The sequence below is a fragment of the Clostridium sp. ATCC BAA-442 genome, assembly GCF_964239415.1.
Classification (GTDB): Bacteria; Bacillota; Clostridia; order Oscillospirales; family Oscillospiraceae; genus Flavonifractor; species Flavonifractor plautii.
Map to the genome: position 1 here is coordinate 127,701 of NZ_CAXSQB010000003.1, position 13,383 is coordinate 141,083.

General features: G+C 62.3%; 12 protein-coding genes and 1 pseudogene. 1 reads left to right on the top strand and 12 read right to left on the bottom strand.

Features of this window, described 5'->3' with window-relative positions; genetic code table 11:
• Positions 1-45: 45 nt before the first annotated feature.
• From ACESY8_RS02445 to ACESY8_RS02495, 11 genes and pseudogenes are all read right to left on the bottom strand, one after another.
• Positions 46-1,527: an acetaldehyde dehydrogenase (acetylating) gene (locus ACESY8_RS02445; RefSeq protein WP_082382839.1), complete on the bottom strand. Its 1,482-nt coding sequence runs from the start codon at positions 1,525-1,527 to the stop codon at positions 46-48.
• 356 nt (positions 1,528-1,883) lie between these two features.
• Positions 1,884-2,141: pseudogene (locus tag ACESY8_RS02450) on the bottom strand (BMC domain-containing protein); the annotation flags it as partial.
• Positions 2,142-2,187: 46 nt separating this feature from the next.
• Entirely contained in the window at positions 2,188-2,838 is a 651-nt protein-coding gene (gene eutL / locus ACESY8_RS02455) for an ethanolamine utilization microcompartment protein EutL (protein WP_007493539.1), read from the bottom strand.
• A 20-nt stretch (positions 2,839-2,858) separates the two neighbouring features.
• Positions 2,859-3,746 (bottom strand): ethanolamine ammonia-lyase subunit EutC, encoded by an 888-nt coding sequence (gene eutC, locus ACESY8_RS02460; protein WP_009259308.1) that lies wholly within the window; start codon positions 3,744-3,746, stop codon positions 2,859-2,861.
• A gap of 13 nt (positions 3,747-3,759) precedes the next feature.
• Complete coding sequence (locus tag ACESY8_RS02465) at positions 3,760-5,130, bottom strand: ethanolamine ammonia-lyase subunit EutB (protein WP_054338502.1); 1,371 nt, start codon at positions 5,128-5,130, stop codon at positions 3,760-3,762.
• Positions 5,131-5,158: 28 nt separating this feature from the next.
• A complete protein-coding gene (gene eutA / locus ACESY8_RS02470) occupies positions 5,159-6,589 on the bottom strand; it encodes an ethanolamine ammonia-lyase reactivating factor EutA (RefSeq protein WP_054338501.1) in 1,431 nt (476 codons plus the stop codon).
• 100 nt (positions 6,590-6,689) lie between these two features.
• Positions 6,690-8,114 carry a sensor histidine kinase gene (locus ACESY8_RS02475; protein WP_007493535.1) on the bottom strand — a complete coding sequence of 475 codons (1,425 nt, stop codon included), beginning with the start codon at positions 8,112-8,114 and terminating at the stop codon, positions 6,690-6,692.
• Between the two features lie 3 nt (positions 8,115-8,117).
• Positions 8,118-8,702, bottom strand: coding sequence for an ANTAR domain-containing response regulator (locus ACESY8_RS02480; protein ID WP_007493534.1), 585 nt, complete (start codon positions 8,700-8,702; stop codon positions 8,118-8,120).
• Between the two features lie 16 nt (positions 8,703-8,718).
• The gene (locus tag ACESY8_RS02485; RefSeq protein ID WP_009259310.1) at positions 8,719-9,162 is read right to left on the bottom strand and encodes a EutP/PduV family microcompartment system protein; all 444 of its coding nucleotides are present in this window, start codon (positions 9,160-9,162) and stop codon (positions 8,719-8,721) included.
• Between the two features lie 4 nt (positions 9,163-9,166).
• Entirely contained in the window at positions 9,167-9,517 is a 351-nt protein-coding gene (gene eutS / locus ACESY8_RS02490) for an ethanolamine utilization microcompartment protein EutS (protein ID WP_007493532.1), read from the bottom strand.
• A gap of 374 nt (positions 9,518-9,891) precedes the next feature.
• The gene (locus tag ACESY8_RS02495; protein WP_044941868.1) at positions 9,892-11,025 is read right to left on the bottom strand and encodes a 1-propanol dehydrogenase PduQ; all 1,134 of its coding nucleotides are present in this window, start codon (positions 11,023-11,025) and stop codon (positions 9,892-9,894) included.
• 379 nt (positions 11,026-11,404) lie between these two features.
• Here ACESY8_RS02495 and ACESY8_RS02500 point away from each other — a divergent pair, with 379 nt between their 5' ends.
• A complete protein-coding gene (locus ACESY8_RS02500; RefSeq protein ID WP_044941866.1) occupies positions 11,405-12,637 on the top strand; it encodes a GNAT family N-acetyltransferase in 1,233 nt (410 codons plus the stop codon).
• 63 nt (positions 12,638-12,700) lie between these two features.
• On the opposite strand, the gene ACESY8_RS02505 is transcribed toward ACESY8_RS02500, so the two are convergent.
• Positions 12,701-13,249: a DUF2284 domain-containing protein gene (locus ACESY8_RS02505; RefSeq protein WP_054338500.1), complete on the bottom strand. Its 549-nt coding sequence runs from the start codon at positions 13,247-13,249 to the stop codon at positions 12,701-12,703.
• Positions 13,250-13,383 lie beyond the last annotated feature (134 nt).

The following is a 13,383-nucleotide window of genomic DNA, read 5'->3' on the forward strand; positions in this document are numbered from 1 at the left end:
CCTTCCTTTCACAGGTAAACCGCGCTGTACGCGGATGAGATTGGGTTACAGCTTCTGGAGCTTACCGATGATCTGGCGGACGATGTCGTCCACATCGATGTTCTCCAGAGAGGGAGCCGTGCGGCAGACGCCGTCGGAGCAGTCCGGCACGGAGGCGCGGATCTCGTCCAGCTCCTTGAGGCCATAGGCCACATACCGCAGGTTGAGCAGGTGCATGGGGCCCACGTTCTCCGAGGTGGCGGAGCCGCCCACGGCGCCGCAGCCCAGGGTCAAAGCGGGCTGGAGGGCGGTGGTGCCGCCGATGCCGCCCAGGGCGCTGGGGGTGTTCACCATCACGCGGGAGGCGGGCACCCGGCGGGCGAAGTAGTCCACCATCTTATCGTCGTTGGTGTGCATGGAGAAGGTGTGGCCCGCGCCTTCGTAGTGGAGGATCTCACAGACCTTCTCGCACACCTTCTCATAGTTCTCGGCGGTGTAGAAAGCCAGGATGGGCCCCAGCTTCTCGTTGGAATAGGGATGGCCGCGGCCCACGCCGGTCTCCTTGGCCACCAGCACGCGGGCGGTGGCGGGAACCTTCTCCAGGCCGGCCAGATTGGCGATGGTCTTCACGCTGCGGCCCACGATCTCGGGGTTCATGGTGCCGTTGGCCCGCAGAATGAAGCGGCCCAGCTTCTCCCGCTCCTCGTCGTCCAGGAAGTAAGCCCCCTGGCGCTCCATCTCGGCCTTGACGGCGGGCACCATGTCATCGTCGCAGATGATGGACTGCTCGCTGGCGCAGATGGTGCCGTTGTCAAAGGTCTTGGAGTCCAGGATGCGCTTCACCGCCAGGGGCAGGTCGCAGGTCTTCTCCAGGTAGGCGGGGCCGTTGCCGGGGCCCACGCCGATGGCGGGGGTACCGGAGGAGTAGGCCGCCCGCACCATGGCGGAGCCGCCGGTGGCCAGAATCATGGCCACGTCGCGGTGGCGCATGAGGTTGTCGGTGGCCTCCATGGTGGGGATGGTGATGCAGGAGACCAGGTTCTCATTGCCGCCCGCCTCGGCGATGGCCTGCCGGATGACCTTGACGGTCTCCAGGATGCAGCGCAGAGCCGTGGGGTGGGGGGAGAACACGATGGCGTTGCCCGCCTTGATGGCGATCTCCGCCTTGTAAAGTGCGGTGGAAGTGGGGTTGGTGGAGGGGATCAGGCCGGCGATCACGCCCACGGGCACCGCGATGGTGCGCAGGCGCTTGGCGTCGTCCCGGCTGATCTCTCCGATGGTTTTCATATCCTTGATGTGCTCGTAGACACCGCGGCTGGCAAAGATGTTCTTGATCACCTTGTCGTCCACGATGCCAAAGCCGGTATCCTCGTTGGCCATCTGGGCCAGCCGGCGGGCGTTGCGCACACCCGCGTCGGCAATGGCACGCACAATGCGGTCCACCTGGGCCTGGTCCATCCGGGCCAGCTCCTGCTGGGCCTCCTTGGCCGCCTCTACCAGCTCCCGAACCTCCTGCATGGACAGGAGATCTTTATCGATTAGCTGCATACAGTTCCATTCCTTTCGCTGAACTCATGCCGGGGGCAGTCTCAAACCGCGAAGCATGCTCAGTTGTTTTGCTCCGCCAGGAACGCCGTGATTGCCGCGAGAAGCTCTTCCTTCTTGGCAAACCGGATCTCCTTGCGCGTCATGCTGGTCAGGCCGATCTGTCTGGCCACGGCCCGCAGTTTTACCACCGCCATATGCTCCAGCTCCTCCGTGGTCAGGCTGGCGGGCTCCATCACCGCGCCATCGCTCTCCTGCTCCTCCGGCTCCAGCGGCTCACCCTCCTCCGGCTCCGGCTCAGGGGCCGGGGCGGGAGGCGTGGGGGGAACCGGCTGGTCTGGTTCGGCGGGGATGTGTCCCAGGATTTCTTCCAGCTCCTCATGGGGTCTGGGGATCACGTGGACGGAAATCAGGGTTCCCACCCGTTCCGCCGCTGCGGCACCGGCGTCTGTAGCCGCCTTGACGGCGCCCACATCCCCTCGGACCATGATGGTCACCAGGCCGCCGCCCACATGCTCCTTGCACTGGAGGGTGACGTTGGCAGCCTTGACCATGGCATCGGCCGCCTCAATGGAGGCGACCAGGCCGCGGGTTTCAATCATACCCAATGCCTTCATATGTACCTCCGTTCATGGGCCCGTGCGGGCCCGGTCGCTCTGCCGGTCAGACCTTGGGCTGGTCGGCGACGGACTCGACGGCGGCGGCGAAGGCGTCACAGGCGGACTTGCAGGCGGACTGGCTGCCGGTCAGCAGGGCGCCGCCAAAGTTGGTCTCAGACGGGGGGGCGTACAGCACGCACATCCGCACGTCGGCGGCCTTCAGCGCGGCATCCACGCCGTACATGGCCTCCAAGGGAGGCGCAATCAGGTAGGCAATGGCCTCGCCTTCGGCAATGCCGCAGCCCTCGGACAGGTAGGAGCCGGTGCGGGAGATGCAGTGGGCATAGTAGCAGATGCTGTCGTCGTCATTGGCGGAGACAAAGTGGCACACATTCTCGATCATGTCCACGCAGGCCTCCAGGCCGGCCTTGGCCTCGGCGGGGTTGGGCGCGGCCAGGATGCCGATGATCTCGCCGGCCAGCTTGGTGTTGGCGTTGGCGGCGCCGGCGTAGAAGCTCTTGGCGTAGACAACCTTGCAGTCGGCCTTCTTGGTGGCCTCGTCCAGGGCGGTGTAGGTCACATCGTCGCTGTCGGCAGTAACGATGGCCAGGGACTTCTGGTCAGGGGTCAGGCCCAGCTCCTTCGCCATGTCGGGAGCCACGTTGGGGATAATGCGAGTCGCCAGTACATGTGCGGGCAACGGATCGCGTTTCATATTGATTTTCCTCCCTGCTCTTACAGTTTCAGATCGGTACCGCTGGCCTTCTTATCCAGCATGATCTTGATGATTTCCGCGATGTGGGCGCCGGCCTCGGCGGGGATGGTGCCGGCCCGGTGGATGTTGGACACCACGGTGCGGCGGGCCTCAGGCATGCCCACGGTGGCCTTGTAGGCGATGTAAGCGGACATGGACTCGGCGGTGATCAGGCCGGGACGCTCGCCGATCAGGGTGCAGGTGACGGTGGCGCCGGTCAGCTCGGAGATCTCATCCATGACGCCCACGCGGCCATACTTCACGAAGAAGGGGGTGCCCACGTCGATCTTGTAGCTCTCCAGGCCCTGCAGGATGGCGGGCAGCAGATCGCCGATGTTGGCAGCCACGGCGGCGGAGGACAGGCCGTCCGCCACGTAGATCTGAACGGTGGGGTTCTTCTTGCACTTGGCCTTGATGGTTTCCACGGCCTCGGGGCTGAGCTTGCGGCCCAGATCGGGGCGGGTCAGATAGGTGTCCTTGCTGTCGCACTGGGTCTGCACCGTCCACAGGCCCATCTTCTCCACGAACTCGGCGTCCACGTCGTTAAACACGGCGTCCTGGGCGGCGGAGTGGGCGGCGCGGAACTCCAGCTGGGGCAGGGTGTTGTAGCGGGCGCCGGCCTTGCCGATGCCCAGACGGCAGGGAGCGTTCATCTTCAGCTCGGCATACTCCTCGCCGTTCTCAGGGTTCTTTACCAGATACTGCTTGCGGATGTCGATCTCCGTGATGTCGGGGATGCAGCCGTCCTCAACCTCCGGCGCAGACTCACACGCACAAGCGGCAGCGGCCTTCTCGGCGGGCTTGGCGCCGGACACATTCATTTCCGTCAGCACCTGCTCAATGATGCTTCTCAGATCTTTCTCGTCCATTCTTCGCTCCTCCTTACTTCTTCAGGAACACGGAAGCGTCGCCGGCCTTGGGCGTCAGCTTGCCATTCTCAGAGAAGCCCATCTTCTCCAGCCACATGTCGAACTCGTGGATGGGGCGCAGGCCAAAGACCTCGCGCAGGGCAGCAGCCTCATGGTAGCCGGTGCACTGGTACATCAGCATGCAGTCGTCGCCCTCGGGCACGCCCATGATGTAGTTGCAGCCGGCGGCCACCAGCAGGGTCGCCAGGTTCTCGATGTCGTTCTGGTCGGCCTTCATGTGGTTGGTGTAGCAGGCGTCGCAGCCCATGGGGATGCCGGTCAGCTTGCCCATGAAGTGATCCTCCAGGCCGGCGCGGGTGACCTGCTTGGAATCGTACAGGTACTCGGGCCCGATGAAGCCGACGACGGTGTTGACCAGGAAGGGGTTGTAGCGCTTGGCAAAGCCATAGCAGCGGGCCTCCATGGTAACCTGGTCCCAGCCGTTGTGGGCCTCGGAGGACAGCTCGGAGCCCTGGCCGGTCTCAAAGTACATGACGTTGGGTCCGGTGCAGGTGCCGCGGGACAGCATGGTGGCGCGGCCCTCGTCCAGCATGGCGGCGTTCAGGCCGAAGGCCTCGTTGCCCTTCTGGGAGCCGGCGATGGACTGGAACATCAGATCGAGGGGAGCGCCAAACTTGTTGGCGGCCTCGGTCTGGGTGGTCACGTGGGCCAGCACGCAGATCTGGGTGGGAACCTCCCACTTGCGCTTGAACTCGTCGAACATCTTCAGGATGCGGGCCACGCTCTCCACGGAGTCGTCCACGGGGTTCAGGCCGATGACGGCGTCGCCGCAGCCCAGGGACAGGCCCTCCATCACGGACGCGATGATGCCATTGGGATCATCGGTGGTGTGGTTGGGCTGCAGACGGGAGGAGAAGGTGCCGGGCAGACCGATGGTGGTGTTGCAGTGGGCGGTCACGCGCATCTTCTTGGCGGCGTAGATGAGGTCCAGGTTGCTCATCAGCTTACACACGCCGGCAACGATCTCAGAGGTCAGGCCGCGGGAGGCCCGGCGGATCATGTCGGGGGTGGTCTGGGTATCCAGCAGCCACTCGCGGAACTCGGCCACCGTCATATTCTTATACTCGTTAAAGATGGTCTCGTTGACAGAATCCTGGATGATCCGGGTCACCTCGTCCTCCTCATAGGGGACGGCGGGGCAGTTGCGCAGATCGTTCAGGGTCAGATTGGAGAGCACCACCTTGGCGGCCACTCTCTCCTCTGCGGTTTCGGCGGCAATGCCTGCCAGCCTGTCGCCGGATTTTTCCTCGTTTGCCTTCGCCATGACTTCCCGAATCGATTTGAACTCGTACACATGGCCGAACAGCTTTGTCTTCAGGATCATGCTAGTTCACCTCTCATAAGTCCTAACATTAAGAATTGAAAATCAAGGTCTTGATCACTACGGGCAGCACCTGCCCGCCTGCAATGGGCTCGCCGATATCGATGTAGTCGCCGCTCAGGGTGCGGATACCGTCAATGCAGATGACGTCCTTCTCCCGCTTGAGCAGTACGTTCAGCGCGTTTCCGAGCACCTTTCCGATATCGTTCTCCACCACCACGACCAAGGGATACCTGCTGCTGATCACCTCCTTCGTGCTCTCAATGATAGCTGCCGCCAATGCCTGAATGTCCGCAAAGCTGGTGCGCTTTTCTCCGGTAAAAGCGATCGCAAGCTGCTCCGCTTTTCCCTCAGGCATATACAGCGGCATCTGATTCAAAATGGAAGCCTTCAGCGTTTCCAGCGACGCCTCGTCTTCCTCGGACACCTTAAGAATGGGGACATTTTTCAGGGGGAGCGTGCCCTGCTCATAGTGGATGGTGCTCCCGCTGACCTCGGTGGTATGGGTTCCCGCCCCTACCACGGTGGCCCGGATGGTCTCGATGGAGGTAAAGCGCTCCACCCGGCTCAGATCCGGGTCGGCCCGAATGGCCTTTCCCAGGAGGACGCCGATGTCGCCGAAGCGAAACACGTCGCCCTCCATCTCCTGATAGATGCAGTCCGCCACGCCGCCGGAGTAGGTCACCGCGGCGATGGCCGGCTGCTCCGGCAGAGGCTTGCCGTTGTTGGTATAAAGGCCGGCGTGGTGTCTGTCCGCCCCCGCCAGGCGGAGGGCCTGGGCCAGTTGGGCCGCCATGAGGCGGCACACGCCGTAGAGCTGCTCGGGATAGGCCCGGTCGCCCACCGCCAGCGAGATTCCGTTGGCGGCGGCCAGGGCCTGGATCTTGGGGAAAATGTAGCTGATGCGGCCGTTCTCCACCTTGATGAGCCGGCCGCCGATGTCCAGGCAGCAGGTCCCCCGCAGCACGCCCTTCTCATAGACGGCGATGTTGCTGGTCCCGCCGCCGATGTCCACATTGGCGATGGCCGTGCGCTTTTCCTTGGACAGGGCGTCGGTGCCCGCCCCCCGGGCGGAGAGCACCGACTCCAGATCCGGTCCGGCGGTGGCCACCACGAAGTCTCCGGCCAGGTCGGACAGAGCCTCCAGCACCTCGTTGGCGTTCTCCTTCCGGGCGGTTTCGCCGGTGATGATCACCGCGCCCGTGCGGAGCATCTCCGGCGTCATGCCGGCCGCCTGGTACTCCTCCCGCACAATCCGTTTGACCGCCTCCGCGTCGATCTCCGTGGCCGAACGCAGGGGCGTAAAGTAGATCTTGCTGCGGTAGATCACCTCTTTGTCCACAATGTCGATGCGCGGCACGGTGTAGCTGCTGGCCCGGTTTTCGATGGTCAGCCGGCTGAAAATGAGCTGGGTCGTCGAGGTGCCGATATCGATGCCCACGCTGAGGATCACTTCATGCAACTTGCTTCACCCGCTTCCTGAGAGTTCAATGCAAAACGGAGCCCGGGTACAGAGAATCCCTCTGTATCCGAGCTCCGTCGCTCGTCTGTTCCAGCCGTCGTTACGTCACGTCGGCCGTTCCGATGATCTGATTTTTAAAGTCGAATCTGGCGCAGGTTCCCTCGGGGCCCGACTCGATCTCCAGGTTGCCCCGCAGCTTGTCCTTCACCAACGTCTGCACGATGGACAGCCCCAAGCGGTTGCCCTCCGTGTTGGCCACATCGAATCCGCCTCCGTTGTCGCTGACCTGGATGCTGGAGTACAGCTTCCCCTGCTCCACGACGATCCGAATCTCTCCGGAAGAGCGGTCCTGGAAGGCGTACTTCAGGGAGTTCTGAAGCAGTTCGTTGATGATGATGGCCACCGACGTGGCGATGTCGGAGTCCACCTGAAAGTCCCCGCCCTCCATGGTAATGGTGACATAGCATTTGGGGTTGGAAAAATACCGCATGGTATTGTTCTTTATGTTCAGGATGACCTCCCCCAGCATGACCTCGTCCACACCGCTCTGGGCCAGCAGCTCGTGGGTGCTGGCAATGGAGAGAATCCGGTTCATGCTCTCCCCCAGCACCTGCCGCGTCTCCTCGCTGTCGGTGCGGCGCGTCTGTAGGCGCAGGAGGCTGGCAATGGTCTGGAGGTTGTTCTTCACCCGGTGGTGGATCTCCTTGATGGCCACAGACTTGAGAATCAGCGCCTGCTCCTGCTCCCGCCGCCAGGTCACATCCTGAATGATCACGGCGAAGGCCGCCCCCGCCGAGTTGAGCTGGATGTGCTTGATGTCCAGCACCAGATTGCTCACCGTAGTCTCCACATAGGAGTAGCCGCTGCACTCCTCGCTGTTGCCGTCCTGTTCCACCAGGCGGACGTTCTCATAGGGCTGTCCCAGGATGTCCTCAATGTAGCCCAGCCTCCGGTATAGATCCTGGGCCAGGGAGTTGCGGAAGGTCACGATGCCGCTGCGGTCCACCATGAGGAGCGCCTCGTCGATACACTCGGTGAGCCAGTTGTTCTCCGGCACCATCTGAGCCAGGGCGTGGGCGATGGTCTCAAAGCTCTGCTGCGAGAAATGAATCCGCTCACTGACCTGCCTCTGCTCGTCCACCCGCTTCTCCAGGATCAGCACGCCGATGATATGGGAGCCGTTGCGGATGGGCTCTACCGACTGGATCGTGCTCCCATTCTCCTGGGTCACGGCCTTCATCTGCTTGGTTCCCACCCCCAGGCGGAAGGTGCGGGCCACCGCCGGCTCGTTCTCCGGCTTGGCCAGCAGTCCCACAACCGTGTTCTTGTAGGACGACGGCACACATTCCGGCTTGGCCTCCGCCACCACGATGGCGTTCCCGTCCCGTCCGGGGCAGTCGATGAAGATGTCCGCGCCCTCCAGATTGGCCAGAGGCTGCAGCGTCTCTGACATGTGCTCGATGATGCGGATCTCTTCATCGGACAGATCGGTATACTTTCTGCAGAGGGACCAAATCACATTCACCTGTCAACCCCCGCCTTTCACGAGGATCATCTCCGCCACCCGGCGCATGGAAAGGCCCTTGAGCTGACTGAGCTTGCGTATATAGTGGTACGCCTCCTGCTCCGACAGGTTCTGCTCCTGCATCACCTGTCCCTTGGCTTTTTCAATGATGCTGCGGTTGGCCAGCCGCTCGGAAACCTTGGCCATGTCCTTGCGCAGCCGTTTCATCTCCTTGCTCTGGGCCACAACCAGCTCGATGTTGGGAATCAGCGATTTCTCGTCGATGGGCTTGACCAGATAGCCGCTGACGCCGTAATCCTTGGCCTGCTCCACGAACTCCCGCTCACTATACGCCGTGAGCATAATGATCGTGTCCGCCAGCTCCTCCTCATAGATGATCTTGGCCGCGGCCAGTCCGTCCAGAAACGGCATCTTGATGTCGAGCAGAACGAGATCCGGATGGTAGAGCTTGCAGTTCTCCACGGCATCAAACCCGTCGGAGACCTCTGCGACAACCGTATACCCGCCTTCCGTAAGCAGTTCTTTCAAATCCATTCTGCTGATCGGCTCATCGTCTGCAATGACGACACGGATCGCATCCTTTTCCATGCGGCTCCTCCTGACTTCAAAGGAAATCCAGATGCCTTACCAAGGCTTCCACGCCCTCGCCCGTCACGCTGCTGACGACAAAGATCTCACCCGCGCCGGCTGCCTTCAAATACTGCCTCGCATTTGAAATCTCATGCTCAGACGCCAGATCCGACTTTGTCACAACCCCCACGCAGGGCTTTGCAAACATGCTGCTGTAGGCGGGCGGGAACATGCTCCCCTTCTCGGTGGCGTCCTGGACCAGCACAATCGTGTCCGCGTCGGCGGCCGTCACCATGAGGGCCCCGCGAAAATAGCGCCGCTCCAGATACTCGCCCGGTGTGTCAATCATACTCTGGTTGACAATCTGTACGGTCTGGGTCTTGTGGTACTGCAGTTCCTCGTGGTTGATCCGCTGGCAAAGCGTTGTCTTGCCGGCCGTGGAGCGGCCGATCAGGATAATGCGTCTTTTTCTCTCCATTGCATCACGTCTTGGTGATGGGGGCCGATGCAAAGCCCATCATACCGCACAGGGTATTCATAACCTCTGTCAGCGCCGACTGTACCGCCGCCACATCGCCGGTGATGACCAACGAGCCGTTGAAGCGGTCCACAAAGCCGATGGACACGTTGGCCGACTTGGTGGCCACATCGGCGGCGATCATGGCCGCCTCACTGGGGGTGATGGTAAAGATCCCAATGGCGCCGGAGGCATCGATCAGTCCCAGCTTCAGGTACAGATCCTCGGTGGGGTTGGCGATCACATGGGCCAGGGTGACCTGCTTGCCGGGTACAAATTCCTGTATAATCCGCTTTTTCTCATCAAGCTCAATCAAATCGGCACGCTCCTCCTAAAAACCGCTGGAAACAGCGGGCTGTCCCCCCCCTATCATGCCACAGGGCCGGGCAGCCTATCCTGCGTAAACGCGCTGCGGTGTTTTCCGCAACACCGGCAGGGAGTTCACAGGCGTACGGGGCGAAAAAACAAAAAAAGCCCCCAGAATTTCAAGTCAAAATTCTTGGGAGCTACATCGCTCTTGATCGTTTACCAGGCGGGCCGTACTAACGCCGCACGAATCCGCCCTTCCACTATACGCATCTCTATCATTTTTTCTGGCTCATTTTAACAGAAATTTGCGGAGTTGTCAATCCGAAATATCATTTTACGCCAAATTCCTCCGCCGCGCAATTGCGCGGCGGAGGAGCTCTGTCAGGGCAATTTCCCGCTGTAGGCCTTGCGGAAGATCTGTTCAATTTCCTCCGCCGTGCAGCTTCTGGGGTTCGTGGCGGTGCAGCGGTCGGCCAGGGCCGCCTCCGCCATGTCGTGCACCGCCTCCTCGAACTCCGCCGCGTTCACGCCCGCGGCCTGGAGGGTGGAGGGCATGTTCAGCTTTTCGATGTACCGCCGGGCGGTGCGAATGAGGTTGAGGGCGCTCTGGCGGACACTGCTGCTCTCCAGCTCCAGCAGGCGGGAAATACGGGCATAGCGCTTGGCAGTGGAGGTGAGCTGTTCGGCGCAGCCGGCGTTGAAGCTCATCACATAGGGCAGCAGGATGCCATTGGCCCGGCCATGGGGGATGTGGAACCGGGCGCCCAGGGCGTGGGCCATGCCGTGGTTGAGGCCCAGGCCGGAGTTGGAGAAGGCGATGCCCGCCAGGCAGGAGGCGTTGTGCATCCCCTGCCGGGCCTTGCGGTCCTCGGGGTTCTGATAGGCGGGCAGCAGGTGGCGCTTGACCAGCTTGATGGCCTTTTCCGCCGCCGCGTCGGAGAAGTCGGAGGCCTCGGTGGACACAAAGGCCTCCACCGCATGGGTGAACACGTCGATGCCGGTGTCCGCCGTCACGGTAGGGGGCACGCTGGTGGTCAGCTCCGCGTCCAAAATGGCGATGTCGGGCAGCAGGCTGTCCTCCACCAAGGGATATTTGACCCCCTTCTCCTGGTCGGTGATCACCGCAAAGCGGCTCACCTCCGAGCCGGTGCCGCTGGTGGTGGGGATGGCGATGAACTTGCAGTCCCGCATGTCCCGCTCCCGGGCGGCGAAGAACACGATTGCCTTGGCCGCGTCGATGGAGGAGCCGCCGCCGAAGGCCACCACCGCATCGGGTTGGAACTCCAGAATCTGCTCCACGCCTCTGGTGACGGTGGCGATGTCCGGGTCGGCCTGCACGTCGGAGAAGATCTTGAACTCGCCGCCGTTGCGCAGCAGCCGGTCGGTGACATAATTCGTTTTGCCGCTCTCGGCCATGAACTTGTCCGTCACCAGAAAGACCCGGTGCAGCCGCTGGGCCAGCGCGTCCATGCCACCTCCGATCATAATTTTTGTACGAACACTGAAGGCGTCCATATGCTGCTCCTTTCTGCCGGTAGAAATACAAAAAGCGTCCTGAACCGCTGTTCAGGACGCTGCATCGCTTCCAAAAGCCCTGCCGCTTCCTCGCAGCATGGCCAGTCTCACTTTACCCCATGGCGCAGCCCTCTGTCAAGCCTTTTCTTCCGCCAGGGCTCAATTTTTTTCGATCGGCAAACTGCGGGTTGACTTTCGCGGCAAATGCTGACATAATGGGGCTCGTCAAAGCAGGTGCGCATGGAGCCGTCTGGTTCCACCTGGCACGGGCTCCCCCGTGCCCTTGCGGGCGCTGTCCAGCCAGCCCCGCCCCCTGTGCCGGCGCCCCCGGCGCGGCAAGTAAATAGACTCTCTGTTTCACAGAAAGGAATCGGTTTTGATGGATATCAGATTCGTTCTCCCTTCTGAGGTGGAGCAGCTGGCCCGGAATGTGGTGACCTCATTCCCCTCCAAGACGCCGGCCGCCCTGCTCCAGAACATGGAAGGCGAACTGCACCGTCCGGACGAGGGCCGTTACCTCGGCTGTTTTGACGACGATGGAACCCTGCTGGGCTCCATCCTGATGATGGATTTCACCCTCAACGTCAGAGGTGTGATGATGCCTATGGGGGCCGCAGCCTATGTCTCCGCAAACTTTCTTCACAAGAAAGAGCGGGTGGCCTGCACGCTCCTGAAGGTGTTGATGCGGTATTACGCCAAACAGGGGACGCCGATCGGCTGTCTCCACCCCTTCAATCCCGCGTTCTATGCCAACATGGGATACGGTTACTGCAACGAGAACTATCTCTACCAGCCCAAGCCCTCCGCGATCCGCTCCTACGGCGACAAGTCCGGGCTGTCCTATGCCCGGCCGGAGGACCGGCAGGAGATTTTGGACTTCTACCGCGCCTATGCGGCGCGTACCCACGGTGCCACGGTCCACCACTATATGGACCCCCACCGGATCTTCGACATGCCCTACGTGGTGGTCTGCCGCCGGGACGGCCGGCTCACCGGCTACTTCACCTTCGATTTCGTGGCGGTGGACCACTACACCGACATGTACCACGATCTGCTCGTGCCCGAGATGGTGTATGAGGATCTGGATACGCTGCGGCAGTTCATGACCTTTTTCGCCTCCCAGGTGGATCAGATCGAGCGGGTGCGTATCCTCTCCCCCGACCTCAGCCTGACCATGCTGTTCCACAACCCGGACACAGGCGAGAACCGCGCACACGACGGCTGCATCCATGAGGTGGCCCGCCGCACAATGGGCTACATGGCCCGTATCTTCGATGTGCCGGCCTACTTCCGCATGCAGAGCCGCTGTGAGTCCCCGGTCAGCCGTCCCTTTGTGCTGGCCCTCCAGGTGGATGACAACTTTATCGAGGGCAACAACGGCACCTTCCTGCTGAATATATCCGGAAGCACGGTGGAGGTGGTTGAGCATGCTCAGCCCGACGTCACCCTTTCCGCCGATATCTCCACTCTCTCTTCCCTGGTGATGGGCGCTTTCTCTCTGGACGAGGCCCTTCGCCTGGGCCGCCTGACCCTCTCCGACCACGGCTACGCCGCCGACGTGCAGCGCGCCATCGGCTGGAGCCGGAAGCCCGTGAACTTCACCTATTTCTGATCCTGTCCGTGCAAGCACAGCAAGGCCGGGGCGGCTTATGCCGCCCCGGCCTGTTTTTGTCCCTCACCGCTCCAGAAAGGCGGCCAGCGCCACATCGTACTCCGGCAGCCCATTGGCCGCCCACAGCAGCTCGATGCCCAGCTCCTGCCGGGCCAGCGCCGCCAGATCAAAGCCGAACGCGGAAAAGGAGTAGCGCATCCGCCTCGGATTCCGGCAGGGCAGCCCGTCCCGCCGGGCGCAGCGGGGGCACAGCTCACACCGTCCCGCCGCGATGGTCCACGCCCCGCTCCGGGTCTGCTCCAGCGCCAGAAGGGTCTCCAGCAGTACCCGCTTGGCCGGGCCATAGGACGCCCAGCGTACCGCCTCAGCCCCCTCCGCCGTGGACGTCTCCCGGCGCGTCTGTGCATCGTAAAATACCTGCATGCCCAGCACATGGGCCGTCCGAAAAGGCCGCAGGGCCTCCGCCGCCGACGGTACCCCCGGCGGGCAGGACCAATCGTTTCCGTAGTCCGGGCAGGCCCGGCAGGCCTCCCGGAACCGCTCCGGGAAGCAGTATTCCCCCAGCAGGCGCTCCACCGGGAGCTCCGCCGCCGTTATTCTGGTCTGATACATTTGACCGCCCCCATCGGCGTTTTCTCTGCGTCCTATTATAGCGCATTTTCCGGCAAATGGGAACTCCCGTTTTCCGCCCGGCCGGATATTCTGTAGGGGCGGGGCTTGTCCCCGCCCGCGGGGGGGGGGGGGGG